The organism is Amycolatopsis sp. NPDC089917, from assembly GCF_040684635.1.
Lineage (GTDB): Bacteria > Actinomycetota > Actinomycetes > Mycobacteriales > Pseudonocardiaceae > Amycolatopsis.
Genome location: NZ_JBFBGL010000007.1, coordinates 132,412 through 153,415 on the forward strand (window position 1 = coordinate 132,412; position 21,004 = coordinate 153,415).

At 69.6% G+C, this 21,004-nt stretch carries 17 protein-coding genes; 8 read left to right on the forward strand and 9 right to left on the reverse strand.

Annotated features, from left to right (window positions below; translation table 11 throughout):
- Positions 1-124: 124 nt before the first annotated feature.
- The 5 genes from AB0N89_RS08065 to AB0N89_RS08085 form a co-directional block, all read right to left on the reverse strand.
- Entirely contained in the window at positions 125-946 is an 822-nt protein-coding gene (locus AB0N89_RS08065; protein ID WP_364201499.1) for a hypothetical protein, read from the reverse strand.
- Between the two features lie 44 nt (positions 947-990).
- Positions 991-2,847, reverse strand: coding sequence for a glycosyltransferase family 39 protein (locus AB0N89_RS08070; protein ID WP_364201502.1), 1,857 nt, complete (start codon positions 2,845-2,847; stop codon positions 991-993).
- 4 nt (positions 2,848-2,851) lie between these two features.
- Complete coding sequence (locus AB0N89_RS08075; protein WP_364201505.1) at positions 2,852-4,105, reverse strand: bifunctional glycosyltransferase family 2/GtrA family protein; 1,254 nt, start codon at positions 4,103-4,105, stop codon at positions 2,852-2,854.
- Between the two features lie 74 nt (positions 4,106-4,179).
- A complete protein-coding gene (locus AB0N89_RS08080; protein WP_364201507.1) occupies positions 4,180-6,057 on the reverse strand; it encodes a glycosyltransferase family 39 protein in 1,878 nt (625 codons plus the stop codon).
- 4 nt (positions 6,058-6,061) lie between these two features.
- Entirely contained in the window at positions 6,062-7,594 is a 1,533-nt protein-coding gene (locus AB0N89_RS08085) for a HAMP domain-containing sensor histidine kinase (RefSeq protein ID WP_364201510.1), read from the reverse strand.
- Positions 7,595-7,752: 158 nt separating this feature from the next.
- Between AB0N89_RS08085 and AB0N89_RS08090 the strand changes: the two genes are divergently transcribed.
- Positions 7,753-8,301: a hypothetical protein gene (locus AB0N89_RS08090; protein ID WP_364201513.1), complete on the forward strand. Its 549-nt coding sequence runs from the start codon at positions 7,753-7,755 to the stop codon at positions 8,299-8,301.
- A 135-nt stretch (positions 8,302-8,436) separates the two neighbouring features.
- Here AB0N89_RS08090 and AB0N89_RS08095 read toward each other — a convergent pair whose 3' ends face one another.
- Positions 8,437-10,449: a fatty acid desaturase gene (locus AB0N89_RS08095; RefSeq protein WP_364201595.1), complete on the reverse strand. Its 2,013-nt coding sequence runs from the start codon at positions 10,447-10,449 to the stop codon at positions 8,437-8,439.
- Between the two features lie 463 nt (positions 10,450-10,912).
- Between AB0N89_RS08095 and tig the strand changes: the two genes are divergently transcribed.
- From tig to AB0N89_RS08125, 6 genes are all read left to right on the forward strand, one after another.
- Positions 10,913-12,283, forward strand: coding sequence for a trigger factor (gene tig / locus AB0N89_RS08100; protein WP_364201516.1), 1,371 nt, complete (start codon positions 10,913-10,915; stop codon positions 12,281-12,283).
- Between the two features lie 185 nt (positions 12,284-12,468).
- Positions 12,469-13,071, forward strand: coding sequence for an ATP-dependent Clp protease proteolytic subunit (locus AB0N89_RS08105; RefSeq protein ID WP_364201519.1), 603 nt, complete (start codon positions 12,469-12,471; stop codon positions 13,069-13,071).
- Positions 13,072-13,098: 27 nt separating this feature from the next.
- Positions 13,099-13,770 carry an ATP-dependent Clp protease proteolytic subunit gene (locus AB0N89_RS08110; RefSeq protein ID WP_364201522.1) on the forward strand — a complete coding sequence of 224 codons (672 nt, stop codon included), beginning with the start codon at positions 13,099-13,101 and terminating at the stop codon, positions 13,768-13,770.
- Between the two features lie 230 nt (positions 13,771-14,000).
- Positions 14,001-15,296 (forward strand): ATP-dependent Clp protease ATP-binding subunit ClpX, encoded by a 1,296-nt coding sequence (clpX, locus tag AB0N89_RS08115; protein WP_016332355.1) that lies wholly within the window; start codon positions 14,001-14,003, stop codon positions 15,294-15,296.
- A 103-nt stretch (positions 15,297-15,399) separates the two neighbouring features.
- On the forward strand, positions 15,400-15,780 hold the full coding sequence (locus AB0N89_RS08120; RefSeq protein WP_364201526.1) for a hypothetical protein: 381 nt from the start codon (positions 15,400-15,402) through the stop codon (positions 15,778-15,780).
- A gap of 77 nt (positions 15,781-15,857) precedes the next feature.
- A complete protein-coding gene (locus tag AB0N89_RS08125; protein ID WP_364201529.1) occupies positions 15,858-16,778 on the forward strand; it encodes a sensor histidine kinase in 921 nt (306 codons plus the stop codon).
- Here AB0N89_RS08125 and AB0N89_RS08130 read toward each other — a convergent pair.
- Together AB0N89_RS08130 and AB0N89_RS08135 are read right to left on the reverse strand one after the other, a co-directional pair.
- A complete protein-coding gene (locus tag AB0N89_RS08130) occupies positions 16,775-17,716 on the reverse strand; it encodes an alpha/beta hydrolase-fold protein (protein ID WP_364201532.1) in 942 nt (313 codons plus the stop codon). The two genes, AB0N89_RS08125 and AB0N89_RS08130, sit on opposite strands and share 4 nt — an antisense overlap.
- Positions 17,717-17,812: 96 nt before the next feature.
- Positions 17,813-18,511 (reverse strand): TetR/AcrR family transcriptional regulator, encoded by a 699-nt coding sequence (locus AB0N89_RS08135; RefSeq protein WP_364201535.1) that lies wholly within the window; start codon positions 18,509-18,511, stop codon positions 17,813-17,815.
- 85 nt (positions 18,512-18,596) lie between these two features.
- Here AB0N89_RS08135 and AB0N89_RS08140 point away from each other — a divergent pair, with 85 nt between their 5' ends.
- Complete coding sequence (locus AB0N89_RS08140; RefSeq protein ID WP_364201537.1) at positions 18,597-20,039, forward strand: carotenoid oxygenase family protein; 1,443 nt, start codon at positions 18,597-18,599, stop codon at positions 20,037-20,039.
- Between the two features lie 26 nt (positions 20,040-20,065).
- Here the strand turns inward: AB0N89_RS08140 and fdhD are convergent, their stop codons facing one another.
- Positions 20,066-20,911: a formate dehydrogenase accessory sulfurtransferase FdhD gene (fdhD, locus tag AB0N89_RS08145; RefSeq protein ID WP_364201540.1), complete on the reverse strand. Its 846-nt coding sequence runs from the start codon at positions 20,909-20,911 to the stop codon at positions 20,066-20,068.
- Positions 20,912-21,004: the final 93 nt, after the last annotated feature.

Genomic DNA, 21,004 nt, shown 5'->3' on the forward strand with positions numbered 1-21,004 from the left:
TTATTAAACCCACTTCCCCTACCCCCCGCTTTCCGTCTGGGGGTTTCCGCGGGCGGCGGGGCGGGGGGGGAGTGGGTGGCGATTCGGGTTAGAACCCGAATCGCCACTCACGAGGCCCCACGCTCTACCGCAGGCGCGTGATCAGCGTCCGCAGCCAGCTCTCGGCCATCGCCGGTTCGCTCCGCAGATGCCGCACCAGCAGATCCCGCGCGGCCCTCGAGCGCCCAGCCTCGACGATCGCGACCGCCTCGGCCAGCCCCCGCAGCCGCTTCTTCGAGTGCTCCGGCGCGCCGCCGTTCTCGTCCGACCAGCGCGGCCGGGGGAAGGAAGCGGTGAGTTTCGCCTGCGTGTCGCCGAAGTAATGCCAGACCGGCCAGTCGAGCGAGATGTTCCGGACGCCGTTCGCGGGCAGTTCGGCAGGCCAGTCGAACTGCTGCCGCCAGCGGAACGCCGACGGGCTCGTGTCCTCGCGGATGGTGATCCCGAGGAACCGGAGCCTGCTCCGGATGACGCTCCATGCCTCGCGTTCGTCGTCGATCCAGTCGCGCAGCAGCCGGTACAGCTGGGTGAACGTCTGTCCTGAGTAGACAAGGTCGACGAAGACCTTGGGCCGTCCGCGCGCCAGGTCGTGCGGGCTCAGTCCCGCTTCGGCGAGATTCGCGCGCAGCCGGGTGATGTCGGCGGCCGTCAGGCCTTCGCGGATTCCCGCGAACGACAGCGGAAGCCGGTGGATCCGGTCCCGCCAGGGCGTTCCGCTCAGCAGGTCGTGCACGCTGTCCGCCGAGCGCCCGACGAAGTACAGGTCCGCGTCGCCGGCGCGGGCGATCACCTTCGCGGCGCATTCGATCAGCTCGTCCAGAAACCACAGCGACGGTTTTCCGGCGCGTTCGACCAGCGTCCCGAGCTGGTCGGGGCGCACGAGGTCCCAGCGGTACGGCCGATTCACGCCGTCCAGGATTCTCGTGTGCCCCAACGCTTGTCGAAGCATTTTCAGGAAAGCAGGTGGTACACCGTCTGGTCGCCGACCGTGGTCGCGGTGAAGTTCTCCGCCACCCATTCGGCGATCTCGTTCGAGCCGCCACCCGGGCCGCCGCCACGCCCGCCTTCGACGTAGTACGTGATCTCGCCGTCGGCCACGTACTGCTGGAACTCCGCCAGCGTCGGCGCCGGATCCGACCCGCTCCAGCCGCCGATGCCGATCACCGACTTCCCGCTCGCGAGTTCCAGGCTCGCCGCCGACTGCGAACTCGACGTCGCCGCCGCCCACTTCGTCGTGGTCGCGGCCAGCGCGGTCCCGAGTTCCGTCGACGCGCCCTCTTCCCTGCCCGGACCGCCCATGCCGCCGAAGCCGCGCTCACCACCGGTGGCCGGACCGGACGTCGGGATCGAGCCGGAATGCGCCTGTGACGCGGTCTCGACGGCGTACGCGGCGGTGCCGAGACCGACGGTCAGCACGGCGGCCGTCGCGACGACGGCGACGAGTTTGCGCATCGGCGGGACGCCCACCAGCACCACGGTCGCGGTCACCAGGCCGAGCCCGGCGATGATCCAGCGCAGCGCGGGCAGCCAGTCCGCGTCGCGGTCCAGCAGGATGTACGCCCAGACCGCGCTGGCCGCGATCATCAGCGACAGGAACACGCGCGGCCCGGGATGAGCCCTGCCACGCCACAGCGAGGTCCCGGAGATCGCCACCACGGCGGCGATCGACGGCGCCAGCGCGACGGCGTAATACGGGTGCACGATGCCGCTCATGTAGCTGAACACCAGCGCGGTGACGAGCATCCAGCCGCCCCACACGATCAGCGCGGCCCTGGTCCGGTCGGTCCCGGCGGCCCGCCGGGTGAACCACAGCCCCGCGACCAGACCGATCAGCGCGGCGGGCAGCAGCCACGACACCTCGCCGCCGAAGCTGGCGCCGAACATCCGGGTCAGGCCGCTCTCGCCGCCGAAGCTGACGTTCCCGCCCCCACCGGAGCCGCCGGCCATCATGCCGCCGCCTCCTCCGCTCCCGCCGAAGATCCGGCCGAGGCCGTTGTAGCCCAGCGCCAGTTCGAGCAGGCTGTCGTCGGTCGAACCACCGATGTACGGACGGGAGGCCGTCGGCCACAGATCGACCAGCGCGATGAACCAGCCTGCCGAGACGATCACCGAAACCACCGCCGAGAGCAGGTGGAGCAAGCGTTTGCCGAGCGAGGCCGGCGCGGCGATCAGGTAGGCCAGGCCGAACGCGGGCAGCACCAGGAACGCCTGCATCATCTTGGTCAGGAAGCCGAACCCGATGGCGACCCCGGCGAACACCAGCCAGCGCGGGCTCGCCTTCTCGATCGCCCGGATCGTGCAGTAGGCGCCGGCGATCAGGAGCAGCGTCAGCAGCGCGTCGGGGTTGTTGAACTTGAACATCAGCGCGGCGACCGGGGTGAGGGCGAGCGCCGCCCCGGCGAACAGCCCGGCGACCGGTCCGGAGGTCCGCTTCACCGTCAGGTACAGCAGGCCGACCGACGCGACCCCCATCAGCGCCTGCGGGGCCAGCACGGTGAAGCTCGAAAAGCCGAAGAGCCGGGCGAACGCCGTCGTGACCCAGAGCGCTGCCGGGGGTTTGTCGACGGTCAGCACGTTCCCGGCGTCGAGGGAGCCGAACAGCCACGCCTTCCAGTCCTGCGTGCCGGATTGCACCGCCGCCGCGTAGAACGAGTTGCCGTAGCCGGAGGCGGTCAGGTTCCAGAAGTACAGCAGCGCGGTGGCGACGAGCAGGCCGAAGACCGCGGGACGGACCCACCGGTCCGGTGGTTTCGCGATGTTTTCCCCGACCGGGCGGGATTCCACCCGGGAAACGAGTGCGGTGGTCATGGGGTCAGCTCTCCATCTCGGTGGCGGGCCGGCGGCGGAAGACCCAGCCGCGCAGCAACAGGAAGCGCAGGACGGTGGCCGCGAGGTTCGCGAGCACGAGCGCGGTGATCTCCAGCGGCAGCCCGGGTGCCGTCATCGTGTGCAGCAGCGCCAGCGCGCCGCTGGTGAGCCCGAGTCCGAGGCCGAACACGATGAGCCCCTGGAACTGGTGCAGCCCGGCGCCTTCCCGGCCGCGGATGCCGAACGTCAGGCGCCGGTTGAGCGCGGTGTTGCCGATCGCCGTCACCAGCAGCGCGACGAGGTTCGCCGCCTGCGCGCCGGTGAACGTCCGCAGCAGCAGGAAAAGGACGAGGTAGGCGATGGTGCTGGCGACGCCGACGGCGGCGAACCGCACCAGCTGCCGCACCAGGCTCGGCGCCACTCCCGGCGCCCGCACCTGGATCGGCGCGCGGCCGAGTTGCTCGCGCAGGTCGCTGATCGGGATCCGGCCGGTCATCGTCGCCTTGGTCACCCGCGCGATGCCTTTGAGGTCGGCGGTCGCGGTGGCGACGATGTTCACCGACGAGTCCGGGTCGTCGACCCAGTCCACCGGGACCTCGTGGATCCGCAGCCCGGCTTTCTGGGCCAATACCAGCAATTCGGTGTCGAAGAACCAGCCGGTGTCCTGGATGTGGGGGAGCAGCCGCTCGGCGACGTCGGCCCGGATCGCCTTGAACCCGCATTGCGCGTCGCTGAACCTCGCCGCCAGCGTGCCGCGTAGGATCAGGTTGTAGCAGCGGGAGATGAACTCCCGCTTCGGTCCGCGCACCACCCGCGCGCCGCGGGCCAGCCTGCTGCCGATCGCGAGGTCGGAGTGCCCGGACAGCAGCGGCGCGACCAGCGGGCCGAGCGCGGCCAGGTCGGTCGAGAGGTCGACGTCCATGTAGGCCAGCACCGGAGCGTCCGAAGTGGACCAGGCGGTACGCAGTGCGCGGCCGCGGCCCTTTTCTTCGAGGTGGCGGACCTCGACGTCCTCGAACTCGCGGCTCAGCCGTTCGGCGACGCGCAGGGTGCCGTCCGTGCTGGCGTTGTCCGCGACGGTGATCCTGAACGGGTACGGGAACTGCTCCACGAGATACGCGTGCAGGCGGCGGATGCACGGTTCGAGGTCGGTTTCCTCGTTGTAGACCGGGATGACGACGTCGAGAACGGCGGAGCCGGTCGGGGCGATGGCGGGGCGGCGGCCGGTTTCGGCGCCGGAGAGGATCGCGGCTGTCATATCGTCAATCTCGGGTATCGCGCTGAGGCAGCCTTGTGCCGTGGCTGTGCCGTCGCTGTGTCCTGTCACGGGATTCACCGGCTCAGGTCGTAGACGGTCACACCGTCCACAGTGGTCGGTGTGTAGGTCTCGGCGACCCATTCCGCGATCCGCTCGGCGGCGTCGCTCCCGGTCTCGCCGCGCATCGTCATGCCTTCGCCGAGGAAGTAGTGGATCCGTCCATTTCGGACGTACTCCTGGAATCGCTCCAGGGTGGGAGCGGGATCCGTGCCGTTGAACCCGCCGACGGCCATCACCGGGGCCCCGCCGCCGAGCTGATAGCCCGCCGCGTTGTTGGACCCCACGGTCGCCGCCGCCCAGGTGTACTTCGCGCTGTCCTGCTGGAGCAGCGCGACCAGGCTGTCGCCGGGGAGGCTCGTCCCGAGCAGCCCGCCGCCCGCGCCGCCGCGACCACCGGGCATGCCGCCGCCGGGTCCCATGCCGCGTCCGGTGTCCGGACCGGCGGACGGGAGCGCACCGGAATGCGGGGTGGCCGCGGTCGCGACCGTGTACGCGCCGGTTCCAGCGAGAACGGTGACCAAGGCGCCGACGGCGACCAGACGCCTTGCCACATCGGGTAAACGCGCGGCGAAGAAGACGAGGAACGCGCACAGCAGCCCGGCCACGAGGATCGCGACCGCCAGTCCGGGAAGCCAGTCGGATTGCCGCGACAGCAGGAGACAGGACGTCAGCGCGGTCAACGCGATCCCGGTGCTCAAGGTGCCCGCGGCGGCCGGATTCCCGCGGGCGCGCCACAACTGCGTGCCCGCGATGCCGACGAGTCCGGCGATCGCGGGGCCGAGCGCGATCATGTAGTAGGCGTGGATGATGCCGCCCATGTAGCTGAACACCACGGCGGTCACCAGGAACCAGCCGCCCCACACGATCAGTGCCGCGCGGCCGCGGTCGGTGCGCGGGGCCCGCCGGGTGAACCACAGCCCGGCGGCCAGCGCGATCACGGCGGCGGGGAGCAGCCAGGCGATCCCGCCCGCCATCTCGCTGCCGAACAACCGGGCCCAGCCGGTCCCGCCCCAGCCGCCGTTGGGGCCACCGCCGACACTGCCGACCTCGTCCCCGGTGATGCGGCCGAACCCGTTGTAGCCGAAGACGAGTTCCCACAGGCTGTTCTCCTGCGAGCCACCGATGTACGGCCGGTCGGCCGCGGGCCACAACGCGACGACGGCCAGGTACCAGCCCGCGGAGACGATGGTCGCACTCAAGGCTCCGAGCAGGTGCAGCAGCCGTTTGCCCATCGACGCCGGCGCCGCGATCAGGTAGGCGAGCGCGAACGCGGGCAGCACCAGGAACGCTTGCAGCATCTTGGCGAGGAACCCGAATCCGACGGCGACCCCGGCCAGCGCCAGCCAGCGAGGGCTCGCGTTCTCCAGCGCGCGGACGACGCAGTAGGCACCCGCGACCAGAAGCAGCACGAGCAGCGCGTCGGGGTTGTTGAACCGGAACATCAGCGCGGCGGCCGGGGTGAGCGCGAGGACGGCGCCCGCCAGGAGACCCGCGGCCGGGCCGGACGTCCGCCGCACCGCGGCGAACAGCAGCGCCACCGAAGCGACACCCATCAGCGCCTGGGGTACCAGGATGCTCCAGGCGCCGACGCCGAACAGGCGCGCGGAAAGGCTCATCACCCACAACGCGGCCGGGGTCTTGTCGACCGTGATCGCGTTCGCGGCGTCGCTGGAGCCGAAGAACAACGCCTTCCAGCTCATCGACCCCGCCTGGGCGGCGGCCGAGTAGAAGGCGTTGGCCCAGCCGGATTCGCCGAGGTTCCAGAGATAGAGGACGGCGGTCGCGAGCAGAAGCGCGGCGAGAGAGGGCCGGACCCAGCGGGGGTCGGCGGGCCTGCCTCGGGCGGGTGGAGCGGCTTGATCGGCTTCGTCGCGGGAGGCGAGGAGGGTCATGGCCTCAGCGTCGGATCCCGACCTGGGGCGGGGTTGTGCCGAAGCTGTGCACCCGCTGTGAGGGCCCGATCACCGGCAGATGGACGGCGAACTCGGTGTGACCGGGACGGCTGTGCACCTCGATCGTGCCGTGATGGGCCACGACGATGGCCGACGTGATCGCCATCCCGAGCCCGGTGCTGCCCGCCGCCCGCGAGCGGGAGGAGTCGCCGCGGGCGAAGCGTTCGAACACGCTCGGCAGGAGTTCGGGGGCGATACCGGGTCCGTCGTCGGTGACGGTCAGCACCGCCGCCCCGGTGTGGGAGCGGCTCAGCGCGGTGACCACCGTGGTGCCCGGCGGGGTGTGCGTGCGCGCGTTGGACAGCAGGTTCGCCAGCGCCTGGTGCAGACGCTGGACATCGCCGCTGACGAGCACGGGCTCGCGGGGGAGACGGAGTTCCCAGTGGTGGTCCGGACCGGCGACGTGCGCGTCGCCGACGGCGTCCGCGGCCAGCCGGGCGAGGTCGACCCGACCCGCTTCGAGCGGCCGTCCGGCGTCGAGTCTCGCCAGCAGGAGGAGATCCTCGACGAGCGTCGTCATGCGGGCCGCCTCGGACTGGATCCGCGACATCGAATGCGCGATCTCCGGCGGGACCAGCGCGCTGCCGCGGCCGGCGAGTTCGGCGTACCCGCGGATCGCCGCGAGCGGGGTGCGGAGTTCGTGGCTCGCGTCGGCGACGAACCGGCGGACGCGGGTCTCGCTGGCGTGCCGGGCCTCCAGCGCCTGCGCGATGTGCCCGAGCATGAGGTTCAGCGCCGAACCGACCTGGCCGACCTCGGTGCGCGGATCGGTGTCGGCCTCCGGCACCCGCACGGAAAGCGCGACCTGGCCACGGTCCAGCCGCATCGCCGACACCCGGCCCGCGGTCGCCGCGACCCGGTCGAGCGGCCGCAGCGTGCGCCGGACCGCGAACGCGCCGAGGAACCCGGCGCCGGCGACGCCCGCCGCCGCCACGCCGAACAGGATCCACCCGACGGTGGTCAACGTGTCCTGCACCGGTTCGAGCGGGAGCCCGGTGACGACCACGCCGCCGGGGATCGAGACGGCCTGCACGCGGTAGTCCCCGAGACCGTCGAGCGTCAGTGTCGTCGGCGCCCGGTCCGCCGGGACCGAGAACAGACCGGATTCCTGCCCGGCCGAAAGGCCTTGCGGAAGTCCTTGCACGGTAAGGACTCCGGCGTAGAGCACGCGGTCGCCGGAGTAGCGCACGCTGAGCGTCCCGGAGGCCTGGCCCGGCGCGTTGAGCGGGTTGGGACCGGGGCCGTCCTCCGGCGGCCGGTTCGCGAAGTCGTGGGCCCGGGCCGACGCGGCCGAGAGCTGTCCGTCGATCTGGCCGGTGAGGAACGACCGCAGCGCGATCTCGCTGGCGACGCCGATCACCAGGCAGACGAAGGTGAGCAACAGCACCATCGACCCGGTCAGCCTGGCGCGCAGGGAAAGCCGCCCGGGCCGGGACCACCGGCGCGGGCCGGTGGTCGGGACCGAACCGGATGCCATGCCCACGAGCGTGCGCCGGAGTCGTATGTACGCGTTGTGTCCCGCCTGTGAGCCCGCTGTGCGCACGTGTCACAGAAAGGTCTGACGGCGGGCACAGGTCCGGCACAGCCGCGCTGCGGACGGTGGAGTCAACGACGAGACCACAGGAGCCGAAGACCATGAACGAGACCACACCGTCCACTCCCGCCCCTCCGTCCACTTCGGACTGGGGTGCTCCCGCGCCCTCGCCGTCACCTTCGCCGCGGGGCGGAAAGCGCAAAGCCGTCGTCGCGGGCGCGGCCGCCGCGGTCCTCGCGGTCGGTGGCGGGGCGGCGATCTGGGCCGCCGGTTCGTCGGCCGAAGCTGGCACCGCGTCCGCCGCGCCCGGTGGAGGGGCGGGCATGGGAGGCCCCGGCGGTTCCCGTGCCCTGCACGGCGAGTACGTCGTCTCGGACGGCAACGGCGGCTACACCACGCGACTCACGCAGACGGGGAAGGTGACCGAGCTGAGCGCCACGTCGCTGACCGCGGTGAGCGACGACGGCTACAGCAAGGTCTACACGATCGACTCGTCGGTGGTGGACGGCGTCGCGACCGGGGACACGGTCACCGTCACCGCCACGACCTCCGGCACGACCGCGACCGCGCAGTCGGTGCGGGAGTCGACGGGGGAGGACCAGGGACCACCGCAGGACGGGGGCACGGGAGGGACTCCGCCGGGCCAGTGACCGACCGACCCTGGTAAGTGGTCGGTCCGTGAAGGCCTCCTTGAGGGACCCAGAGTTCCTCAAGGAGGCCTTCACGGACTTGGGCACCCAACAGGACACCTTCGCCCTAACCTTCAATATCCGTCCCGAACGACCTCAGCGGTCGTAGTCCACGGCCAGCTCGGGAGAGGTCGCCACCGCCCGGCAGGTCAGGATCCGTCCCGCCGCGACTTCCTCGTCCCCGAGCGCGTAGCGCACGTCCATCCGCGCGTCGCCGCGCACCACCGTCGCCCGGCACGTGCCGCAAGCCCCGCCCATGCACGCGTACGGCGCGTCGACGCCGTGCCGCAGAGCGGCGCCGAGGACGGTTTCGCCCACGGTCGCCGGGATCTCGGCGGTCTTGCCGCCCGCGGTCACGGTCAGCGTCGGGCCCGGCCGTCGCGACGGCCGGACGGGCAGCGCGCCCTGGAACAGTTCGAAGTGGACGTTCTCTTCGGGGACGTCCCGGTCGGAGAGGGTCCGCCGGGCCATGTCGACGAGGTCGCGCGGTCCGCACAGGAACCACTCGTCCACCTTCGCCGGATGCAGCCGCGCCTGCAGCAGCGCCCGGAGGCGGGTGCTGTCGAGACGGCCGCGCTGATAGCGCTCGTGCGAGATCGCGAGCGCCTCGCCGACGATGTCGAACGGCCGCTCCGGCCGCTGTGTGCGCAGGTCCGGGTCGCGTTCGTCGGTGCGGTAGTGCACGACGTGCAGCCGCCCGCCCAGCTGGGTGGCGAGGGCGCCCACTTCGGCTGCGAACATCGTGCTGGCGCCGGAGGTGTTGACGTACAGCAAGGTCGCCTTGCTGTGGGGCTCGTTCCGCAACGTCGAGGTCAGGATCGACAGGATCGGCGTGATCCCGCTGCCGGCGGCGAGCGCGACGTAACGGCCCGAGCGGCCCTGCGCCGGGGTCAGCGTGAACACTCCGTCGGGGGGCAGCACTTCCAGCACGTCGCCCGCGTCGAGTTCCGTGGTGGCGAACGTCGAGAACACGCCGCCGAGCTGGTGCTTGATCGCGATCCGCAGCTCCCCGGACTCCGGCGTCGAGCAGATCGAGTAGGCGCGCCGCACCTCTTCCCCGTCCACCTCCGCGCGGACGACGAGGTGCTGGCCGGGAGTGAACCGGAAGGTCTCCCGCAGCCGTTCCGGCACGTCGAACGTCACCGTGACGGCGCCTTCGCACAGCGGCCGGACCTCGGAGACCCGCAGCGAGTGGAAGCGGCCCGGCGGCCGGGGCTGCGGAGCGGGCGGCTCTTCGTCGAACGAGCCGGTGAGCTGACGCCATTCGCGGTACTCCGACGACGTCAGTTCGCGGCCCCACGCGGTCGCGATCGGGACGTCCCTGGCGAGGTAGGCGTCGCGGTTGTCCTTCCACGCGCGCAGGTACCGGTAGAACGGGATCGCCGGGTGGAGGTGGTGCACCAGGTGGTAGTTCTGGCACAGCATGATCGGCGTCATCAGCCATTCGAGCCCGACGCGGACACGGGTGGCGCCGAACCGGTCCTGGCGCTGCTCGCCCAGGTCGTGATGCGGGAGCCAGTCGAACCACCAGGCCAGCACGGCCAGCCCGAGGCGCTGCGGGATCAGGTACGCCACCAGTAATTCCCAGCCGTGGCCGGACACGGCGAGCCAGGCGAACGCGGCGAAGCTCAGCAGGACGACGGCCGCGGTCTCGATCCGTTCCGACGGCGGCCGGGTGCGCTGGCGGGCGACGTAGAAGCGGGCGTACCAGAAGTCGATGGTCAGCCAGCGCAACGGCAGCTGCCACCAGGGGCCGTGCGCGGTCCAGGCGTCGGGATCCGTGTGGGCGTCCGCGTTGGTGTTGCGGTGGTGCTCCAGATGGATGTAGCGCACCAGCGGGAAGGAGCCGTAACCGGCGACGAACGGCATCGCGAGCCTGCCGAGCATTTCGTTGACCCAGGTGAGCTGCCCGGCCGCGTGATGCGTCGACTCGTGCAGCACGGTGAACATCGTGAAGGTGACGAGCGCGTGCAGGGGAATGGTCACCCAGAGCGGCGCGGCTTCGTGGACCACGAGCCAGGTGGCGCCGGTCCAGACCATGACGCCACCGGTGAACAGCAACACCGTCGGCACCGAGACCACCGGCAGCGGGATCCGCGGGTTGGGCACCCCGCGTCTCAGTCTTCTCGCGGGTGTCTCCCCCGTGTCCTCGGACCGGGTTACGGCGACGGTCATCGATCGTTCCCCTCGGTCGATGCTACCGGGACAAGCTGTCACACCGTAGACAACTAGTACTGGTTTGTAAACTTCATCTGGCTGACGAAAGGCCTCGTCACGGCGCCCGATGGTGCGGCGCGACGCGCATCCGTGTCCAGGAAAGGGCCGCTTCGTAACAGAGAAGAACCGAAAACTGGTCCGATCGGGTGGTCCGGGCGCGGTTACTCGGACGGCTCTCGAAAGCTGTGATCGGCGATGGAGGGCAGGGGGAGGGTCGGCTGATGGCCCCGGGCCCGGACCGGTGACGGACACGGCCTAGACTCGGACGGCCCGGTCTGCAGGCTGGCCAGGGCGCATCCGCTGCCGACCGCACGCGGATGCTCAATCACATCGTTTACCGCTCGAGGAGAATACGTTGAAGAGCACCGTCGAGCAGCTCAGCCCGACGCGAGTCAAGATCAATGTCGAGGTGCCGTTCGACGAGCTCAAGCCGAACTTCGACCGCGCCTACCGCAAGATCGCCCAGCAGGTGCGCATCCCCGGCTTCCGCCCGGGCAAGGCGCCGGCTCGCGTGCTGGAAAGCCGGATCGGGCGGGCCCCGGTGCTCGACGAGGTCGTCAACGAGGTCATTCCGGCCAAGTACATGGAAGCCGTGCGCGCGGGCGAGGTCCGCACGCTGGGCCAGCCCGAGTTCGAGGTGACCAAGCTGGAGGACCGCGAGGTCCTCGAGTTCACCGCCGAAGTCGACATCCGCCCGGAGATCTCGCTGCCCGACCTCGAGGGCTTCGCGGTCAGCGTCGACGACGTCGAGCTGACCGACGCCGAGGTCGACGAGCAGCTCGACGAGCTGCGCGCCCGCTTCGGCACCCTGACCGGTGTCGAGCGCGCGGCCGAGAACGGCGACTTCGTCTCGATCGACCTCGCGGCCACCGTCGACGGTCAGGAGGTCGAGGAGGCCTCGACCACCGGCCTGTCCTACGAGATCGGCTCCGGCCAGCTCGTCGACGGCATCGACGAGGCGATCATCGGCGCGAACGCCGGCGAGACCAAGACCTTCACCACGAAGCTGGTCGCCGGCGAGCACACCGGCAAGGACGCCGACGTCACCGTCACCGTGCAGACCATCAAGCAGCGCGAGCTGCCCGAGGCGGACGACGAGTTCGCCCAGATGGCGAGCGAGTTCGACACGATCGACGAGCTGAAGGGCGACCTTCGCGAGCGCCTCGGCCGCGTCAAGAAGATGCAGCAGGGCGTCCAGGCCCGCGACAAGGTCCTCGAGGAGCTGCTCGAGCGCACCGAGATCGCGATCCCGGAGAAGGTCCTCGAAGCCGAGATCGAGAACCGCAAGCACGACGCGATCCACCCGTTCGACCACGACGAGGCGCAGTTCGCCAAGGCTCTCGAGGCCGAGGGCCGCACCCTCGAAGAGTTCGACACCGAGGTGCGCGAGGAGTCGGAGAAGGCCGTCCGCACCCAGCTCCTGCTGGACAGCATCGCCGACGCCGAGCAGACGTCGGTCAACGACGGCGAGCTCACCGAGCGCATCATCTACCAGGCCCAGCGCTTCGGCGTCAGCCCGGACGAGTACGTCCAGCGGGCGCAGCAGTCCGGTCAGCTGACCGCGATCTACGCCGACGTCCGTCGCGGCAAGGCGCTGGCCTCGGTGGTCCGCAAGACCACCGTGACCGACGCCTCCGGCACCGCGGTCGACCTCGAAGAGCTCTTCGGCCCCGCAGCCGAGGAGACGCAGGTCACCGAGGAGACCGCGAAGACTGCGGCCGAGTAGGGAATACCCGGTCCTTCGCGAAACGGACCGTAAAGCTGTAAGCGAACTTGGGCGGTGTCAGGCATTCTGCACCGCCCAAGTTCGTTAGGGTCGGTTGCAAGATCCTCAGCACCTGGACACAGCATCTGGACATACAGCGGCGGCCGAGGCACGGCTGGCCGCCGTCGGCGAAAAGGCAGGCAGACGTGACGCAGCACATGCCCGAGGCGCGGACCGGAACCGCGGGGCTCAACCTCACCGACTCGGTCTTCGAGCGGTTGCTCCAGGAGCGCATCGTCGTCCTCGGCTCCGAGGTCAACGACGAGGTCGCGAACCGGATCACCGCCCAGTTGTTGCTGCTCGACGCAGACGACTCCGAGTCGGACATCCGCTTCTACATCAACTCGCCCGGTGGCTCGGTCACCGCGGGTTTCGCGATCTACGACACCATGCAGCTGATCCGCCCGGACGTCGCGACCTACGCGATGGGCCTGGCCGCGTCGATGGGGCAGTTCCTGCTCTCGTCCGGCACGCCTGGCAAGCGGTACGCGCTGCAGCACGCGCGCATCCTCATGCACCAGCCCTCGGCGGGTGTCGGCGGCACGGCCTCCGACATCGCCATCCAGGCCGAGGTGTTCGGCAAGTGGAAGCAGGAGCTGGCCCGGATCACCGCCGAGCAGACCGGCCAGACGGTCGAGCAGATCGTCAAGGACGGTGACCGCGACCGCTGGTTCACCGCGCAGGAGGCGAAGGACTACGGCTTCGTGGACCAGGTCCTCACGCGCGAGAACCCGCTTCCCACCAGCTGATCCGCGCCGGCACACAGGAGAATTCCCATGAACCACTTCCAGCTTCCGATCGGGTCGCAGGCGCCGGGGGCGCAGTCGCGGCTCCAGGTGCCGCAGTCGCGGTACGTCCTGCCCTCGTACGTCGAGCGCACGAGCTACGGCATCAAGGAATCGAACCCGTACAACAAGCTGTACGAAGAGCGTCAGATCATGCTCGGCGTGCAGATCGACGACGCGTCGGCGAACGACGTGATGGTCCAGCTGCTGCACCTCGAGCACGAGGACCCGGACCGCGACATCATGATCCTGATCAACTCGCCCGGTGGCTCGTTCACCGCGCTGATGGCGATCTACGACACGATGCAGTACGTCCGCCCCGACATCGTCACCATGTGCATCGGCCAGGCCGCTTCGGCCGCCGCGGTGCTCCTGGCGGCCGGTACCCCCGGCAAGCGGTTCACGCTGCCGAACTCGCGGGTGCTGATCCACCAGCCCGCCACCGAGGGCACCTACGGCCAGGTGTCGGACCTGGAGATCCAGGCCAACGAGATCCAGCGGGTGCGGCGCCAGATGGAGGTCATCCTGGCGAAGCACACGAACAAGGACGCCGACGAGGTCAAGAAGGACATCGAACGCGACAAGATCCTGACGGCCGACGAGGCCAAGGCGTACGGGATCGTCGACGAGGTGCTCGAGTACCGCAAGGCTTCGAGCAGCTGATCGTGCCGGGATCCGGTGCGTGTCGGGAGACGACACGCACCGGATCCCTGGTCTAAGGTCAGCTTCTGGCGTGCTCAGATGTGACGTTGGTTCTCCCGCCGACGGCATCGGACGGGTACCGTCAGTGGCAGTGTGTGAGGCTCCGAGAGGTCATCCGTGACCGGGGTACGACAGTCAGCACGACAGTGCAGGCGCGAAGGAAAGCGCCGGAGGGGACGAGGTCAACGGCCATGGCACGGATCGGTGACGGCGGCGACCTGCTGAAATGTTCTTTCTGCGGCAAAAGCCAGAAGCAGGTGAAGAAGCTCATCGCCGGCCCCGGGGTCTACATCTGCGATGAGTGCATCGATCTCTGCAACGAGATCATCGAAGAGGAACTGGCGGAGGCCGGTGAGGTCAAGCTCGACGAGCTGCCCAAGCCCGCCGAGATCCACGAGTTCCTCGAGCAGTACATCATCGGCCAGGACGACGCGAAGCGTTCGCTGGCCGTCGCGGTGTACAACCACTACAAGCGTGTGCAGTCCGACGACAAGGCCGGGCCGAAGGATTCCAAGGACGAGACCGTCGAACTGGCGAAGTCCAACATCCTGATGCTCGGGCCGACGGGCTGCGGCAAGACCTATCTCGCCCAGACCCTGGCGAAGATGCTGAACGTCCCGTTCGCGATCGCGGACGCGACGGCGCTCACCGAAGCCGGGTACGTCGGCGAGGACGTCGAGAACATCCTGCTCAAGCTGATCCAGGCGGCGGATTACGACGTCAAGCGGGCCGAGACGGGCATCATCTACATCGACGAGGTCGACAAGATCGCCCGGAAGTCCGAGAACCCGTCGATCACCCGCGACGTGTCCGGCGAGGGCGTGCAGCAGGCGCTGCTGAAGATCCTCGAAGGCACCACCGCTTCGGTGCCGCCGCAGGGCGGCCGCAAGCACCCGCACCAGGAGTTCATCCAGATCGACACGACGAACGTGCTGTTCATCGTGGCCGGCGCGTTCGCCGGGCTGGAGAAGATCATCAACGAGCGGGTCGGCAAGCGCGGCCTCGGTTTCGGCGCGGAGATCCGCACGAAGGCCGAGATCGACGAGAGCGACATCTTCTCCGACACCATGCCGGAGGACCTGATCAAGTTCGGGCTCATCCCGGAGTTCATCGGCCGCCTCCCGGTCGTGGCGACGGTGACCCACCTGGACAAGGACTCGCTGGTCAGCATCCTGACCACGCCGCGCAACGCGCTGGTGAAGCAGTACAAGAAGCTCTTCGAGATGGACAACGTCGAGCTGGAGTTCACCAAGACCGCGCTCGAGGCCATCGCCGACCAGGCCGTGCTCCGCGGCACCGGCGCCCGTGGCCTGCGCGCGATCATGGAAGAGGTCCTGCAGCCGGTCATGTACGACATCCCCAGCCGCGACGACGTCGCGAAGGTCGTCATCACCGAGCAGACGGTCCGCGAGAACGTGAACCCGACGATCGTGGCGCGGCAGCCGTCACGCCGTCGCAGCAGCGAGCGCGGCGAGAAGTCCGCCTGAGCGGCGCTCTTCGTCACCGATGCCCCGGCCGGATCCTTCCGGCCGGGGCATCGGTTTCTCCGGCCCGGTCCGGCCGGTGACCGGGCCGGGATAGGATGCGGGAGTGCCGCTGACTCCCACGAAGGACGAGAACGAGGCTCCCGAACTGGCAGCCGCGAGTCCACGCGAGGTCAGGGGACTCGTCGAACTCACCGAACGCATCGTCATCGGGGCCTATCGCGGGCATCCGTGGATCCCGCGCGCGCTGACCATCGCGCTGGCCGTGCTGGTGGCGACCTGCCTGATCGCCGGTGCCGTCCGGTTGTCGCCGCTGCCGCTGATCCCACTGCCGTTGTTCGCCGGCTCGGCGTACGCGCTCGTCCGGATCAAGGCGGCGCGGAGCGCGGAAGCGAACCGGGCGCTCGTCCGCTGGACCGGCCTGTTCACCGGTGCGACGCTCGTCGGTTTCTGGCTGATCTCGATGGCAGGACGCTGGCTCGGCTGAACGGTCCTACGGACGGTTTCCGGATTTTCCTCCGTTAGCGGGGTTTCAGAACTCTTTCCACGGGGTAAGACGAGTCCGTGACAGTCACCGCGGGTTCCTTCTCCCACGTGGGCCTGCTCTACTCTGGTGACACCGAGTATCTGAACGGTACGGTTCCGTACATCCTCGAAGGCCTGAAGCTCGCCGAACCCGTCGCGGTGGCCGTTCCCGGCCGGAATCTGACGCTGATCGAAGCGGCCTTGGGCGATTCCGCCGCCGACGTCGAACTCATCGACATGATCGAAGCGGGCCGCAACCCGGGCCGCATCCTCCCCGGCGTGCTCCTCGCTTTCGCGGACAACCGGCCGGGTCCGGTCCGGATCGTCGGCGAGCCGATCTGGGCGGGGCGTTCGGCCGTCGAGTACCCGGCGTGCGCGCAGCACGAGGCGCTGATCAACTTCGCTTTCGGCGACCGCGAACTCCGCATGCTGTGCCCGTACGACCGGACCCGTCTCGAAGACGACGTCCTCGCCGACGTCGAACTGACCCATCCGACCCTCTCCGGCGCGGACGGCGATCGCCCGAGCGCGGAGTACGCGCCCGCCACGGTCGTCGAGAAGTACAACCTGCCGCTGCCCGAACCGCGGGAGGCCGAGTCGTTCCGCTTCGACCTCGCGAGGCTTTCGGCCGTGCGCCGCTTCGCGCAGGAGAGAGCCGCGGAGTGCGGGCTCGCCCCGGACCGGGTCGAGGATCTAGTGCTGGCCGTGGCGGAACTGTCCGCCAACAGCGTGTTGCACGGTGCGGGACACGGTGTGGTCCGCGTCTGGAGTGAAGACGGCTACGTGCTCTGCGAAGTCACCGACGAAGGCACGCTGAGCGATCCGCTGGCGGGCCGCAGACCCGCTTCGCCGGGACAGATCGGCGGACGTGGCCTGGTGCTGGTGAACCAGGTCGCCGATCTGGTCCGGCAGTACCTCAGACCGGGGTCGACCGTGACGAGGGTCTTCTTCCGCGCTTAGACGTTCTTCGGCACGTGCTTGCCGAGGAACGCGACCAGGCTCGGCACGACGGTGCGGTTGAAGGCGTCGCCGTGCTTGCCACGCGCGGTGTGCGCGACCGCGGGCCGCGCTTCGGAGATGAACTTCCGCACCCCGCCGATGAACGGATCCTCGGTGCCGCACCAGATCCCGGTCGGCACGCTCTTGATGGCGTCGATATGGCGCAACGGGTCCAGCGAGCCCCAGTCGGTGGCATCGCGGAACGCGCGCCGCTTGCTCATCTCCGCCCACGACGTGATGAGGGCGGGCGCGAGGGCCGCGACCGCGGCGGGCGGGCGACGGCGTTCCAGACGGCGTCGCGTGTAGAGCAGCGCGCCGAAGCCGCCCATGGAGAGCCCGGTGGCGGCGAACGGCAGTCCGTCCCGGCCGCCGAGGCCGCGGGCGGCCAGCCAGCGAGGGACCTCTTCCAGCAGCATCGCCATCGGGTTGTCGCCGGGCTGGTTCTCGTGCCAGTAGTGGTCGCCGCCGTCGACCGCGACGAACCCGAACGGCGGGACCGCCTTGCGGGCGACGTCGCTGCCGAGTTGCTTGAGCAGCCCGGTCGGGGCGGCGTGCCGCGCGGTGCCGTGGAGGCCGTGCAACATCAGCGACATCGGCAGGCCCTTGGGCGGCGCCTTGGTCGGCAGCAGGAGCACGAGGTCGACCTCGCGGCCGCGGGCTTCGGAGTACACGCGTTCGACGCGCGGGGTGCCGAGCTGGGTGGCGGGCGTCGGCGACGCGACGCCGAGTGCCCGCTGCATCGCTTCGCTGAAGGGCAGGGCCCCGGTGGCCGTTCCGGCGGCGAGCCCCGCGACGCCGAGGCCGGAAGCCCCGGCGATCAGCACGGAACGACGGCTCAGCCAGCGGCGGGCGCCATGCACCCCCGGCAGCGTCGCGTGCTCCTGGTCGTCCTCGTTCACCCGTCCCCGTTCCCCGTTGATCTTCTACCAGGTCAGACGTGCGTTCTCGCTGGAAGGTTGCACGATTCACCGACCTGTGACCGGGGTATCGCCGGATCAGGTGCCGATGTTTCCCTCTTTCGCGCGCCAGGCGTCGATCGAGACCTGCGCGGACCGCGTAGCGGCCTCGAAAGTGTCGCCCAAACCCACTCCCAGCGCGGTGGCCAGGGGAATCAGGATGTGGTCCACGCCATTCCGCCCGTCGCCGAAGTGGCCGGCGACCTCCAGCGTGATGTAGCCGTGCACGGCGCTCCAGAGCTGGGCGGCGACGGCGAACTCCGGGGCCGGGCGGAACCGTCCCGCGTCGATCACCCGTTTCGCGGCGCGGACGAGGTAACCGAACGCCTCGCGGCCCTCCTCGCTGGCGTTCTGCCGGGTCTCCTCGTTCGTCATGTCGCCCAGCGCGGCCTTCTGCCCGCTGGGCTGGCTCTGGCCGAAGGTCACCGCGTAGAGCTGCGGGTTGTCCACCACGGTCCGCCGGTACGCCAGCGCCAGGGTGAGGATGTCGGCGGCCGGGTCGTCGGTCTCCTCGACCTCGCCGAGATTCGCCGACAGCCGCCGGAATCCCTCGCGCGCGACTTCGTCCACCAAGGCGCCCATCCCGCCGAAGTGCGTGTACACGGCCATGGTCGACGCGCCGATCTCGGCCGCCAGCTTGCGGGCCTGGAGTGCCTCCGGGCCGCCGTGCGCGAGCAACCGGATCGCCGCTTCGATCAGCTTGGCCTTGACCTCGGTGGCGGCGGGTTTCGGTGACATGCTTGCCAGTATCCCATAACCCTGTTATAAATGGATGCATAACTGCGTTATATCGACGCTGTAGCCATCGATCAGGGGGCCTGTGATGGGCAACAAGTTCCTCGAGGGCAACTTCGCCCCCGTCAACCGTGAGCACACGATCACCGAACTGCGCGTCACCGGGCACATCCCGGAGTACCTGGACGGGCGCTATCTGCGGAACGGGCCGAACCCGCTGTCCGAAGTGGACCCGGCGACCTACCACTGGTTCATGGGCGACGGCATGGTGCACGGCGTCCGGCTGCGCGACGGCCGCGCCGAGTGGTATCGCAACCGCTGGGTGCGCAACCCCCGGCTCGCGCGGGAGCTCGGCGAGCACTGGGAGGGCGGGTCGGTTCCCGGCGTCGCCTCCATGGGGGCCAACACGAACGTGATCGGCCACGCCGGCAAGACCCTCGCGCTGATCGAGGGCGGCGCCACGAGCTTCGAACTGACCGACGAACTCGACACCGTCGGCGCCTGCGACTTCGACGGCACGCTCCCCGGCGGCTACACCGCCCACCCGAAGCGCGATCCGGAGACCGGCGAACTGCACGCCGTGTCGTACTTCTTCGGCTGGGGCAACAAGGTGCAGTACTCGGTGATCGACGCCGAAGGCCGCGCCAAGCGGACGGTCGACATCGAGGTCACCGGTTCGCCGATGATGCACGACTTCTCCCTGACCGAGAAGCACGTCGTCTTCTACGACCTCCCGGTCACCTTCGAGAGCGAGCAGGCCGTCGCCTCGTCGGTCCCGTCGTTCCTGCGCACGCCCGCGCGGCTCGTGGTGTCCGCGCTGGTGGGCAAGGTCAAGGTGCCGGATCCCTTCGGTGCGAAGCTGCGCCAGCGGATCTCGGGCAACGCGGGCCTGCCGTACCGCTGGAACCCCCGGTACCCGGCGCGGATCGGGGTCATGCCGAGGGACGGCGGCAACGGCGACGTCCGCTGGTTCGAGGTCGAGCCGTGCTATGTGTTCCACCCGATGAACGCCTACGACGACGGCGACAGCATCGTGCTCGACGTCGTCCGGCACCCGAAGATGTTCGACACCGAGCTGCAGGGGCCGGCCGAGGGGCCGCCGACCCTGGACCGCTGGACCGTCGACCTCGCCGCGGGCAAGGTCGTCGAGGAACGCCTCGACGACCAGGGGCAGGAGTTCCCGCGCGTCGACGAGCGACTGGTCGGACGGCCGCACCGGTTCGGCTACTCGGTGTCCACAAAGGATGGATCGGCGTCCTCGGGTGCCTTGCTCAAGCACGATCTGTGGAAGCGTTCGGTCGTGTCGCGGGAATTCGGCTCTGGCGCGCACGTGGGGGAGTTCGTGTTCGTACCGTCCTCAGTGGACGCGGGCGAGGACGAGGGCGTGGTGATGGGTTTCGTCTACGATCCCGCGACGCAGAAGAGCGATCTGACCATTTTGGACGCCGGGACGCTGGAGACCGTCGGTGCCGTGCACCTGCCGGACCGCGTGCCCAACGGCTTCCACGGGAACTGGGTCGGTACCGAATAAGGGGGTCGTGAGTGGCCGGGACGGTTCTAGCCGTCCTGGCCACTCACGAGGCCGAGCACCCGCTGGTCGCCGCTGTAGAGGTTCATGCTGTCGCCCCGCAGGAACCCGATGAGGGTCATGCCGTTCTCCTCGGCCAGTTCCGCGGCCAGCGACGACGGCGCGGAAACCGCCGCCAGCAGGCCGATCCCGGCCATGGCGGCCTTCTGCACCAGTTCGAACGAGGCGCGGCCGGACACCAGCAGCCCGGTGTCCGCCGCGGGGATCCGGCCCGCTTGCAGCGCCCAGCCGAGGACCTTGTCGACGGCGTTGTGCCTGCCGACGTCCTCCCGGACGACGGCGAGGTTTCCCCGTTCGTCGAAAAGCGCGGCCGCGTGCAAGCCACCGGTGCTGGAGAACACCTTCTGGTGTGCGCGCAGCGTGTCCGGGAGCTCCGCCAGCACGTCGGTGCGCACCGTGAATCCGGACTTCTCCGGCGAGAACCGGCTTCGCAGCTTGACCGCGTCGAGCGCGGCCTTGCCGCAGACGCCGCACGAGGACGTGGTGTAGAAGTTCCGCTCGACGCCCGTCTCGGGCGGGGCGACCCCTTCGGCCAGCGCGATGTCCAGGACGTTGTAGGTGTTGCGGCCCTGGTCGTCGACGCCGTCGCAGTACCGCGCGACCGCGACGTCCTCACGTGAGGTGAGCACGCCTTCGGACAGCAGGAAGCCGTGCGCGAGTTCGACGTCGTTGCCGGGTGTCCGCATGGTGACCGCGAGTGCCTTGCCGCCGACGCGGATCTCCAGCGGTTCTTCGGCCGCGAGCGCGTCGGGCCGCCGCACGTCCCTGGTCGCGGAGATCTTCCGCACCGGGCGCCGCACCGTCACCCTGCCCACTTGTCCACCTTTCTGGCCGATCATTCGACACTCGTGTACTGCAACGCCGGGAATTAAGTAATACATTCCCAGTGCACATCCTCAGAGTACGGA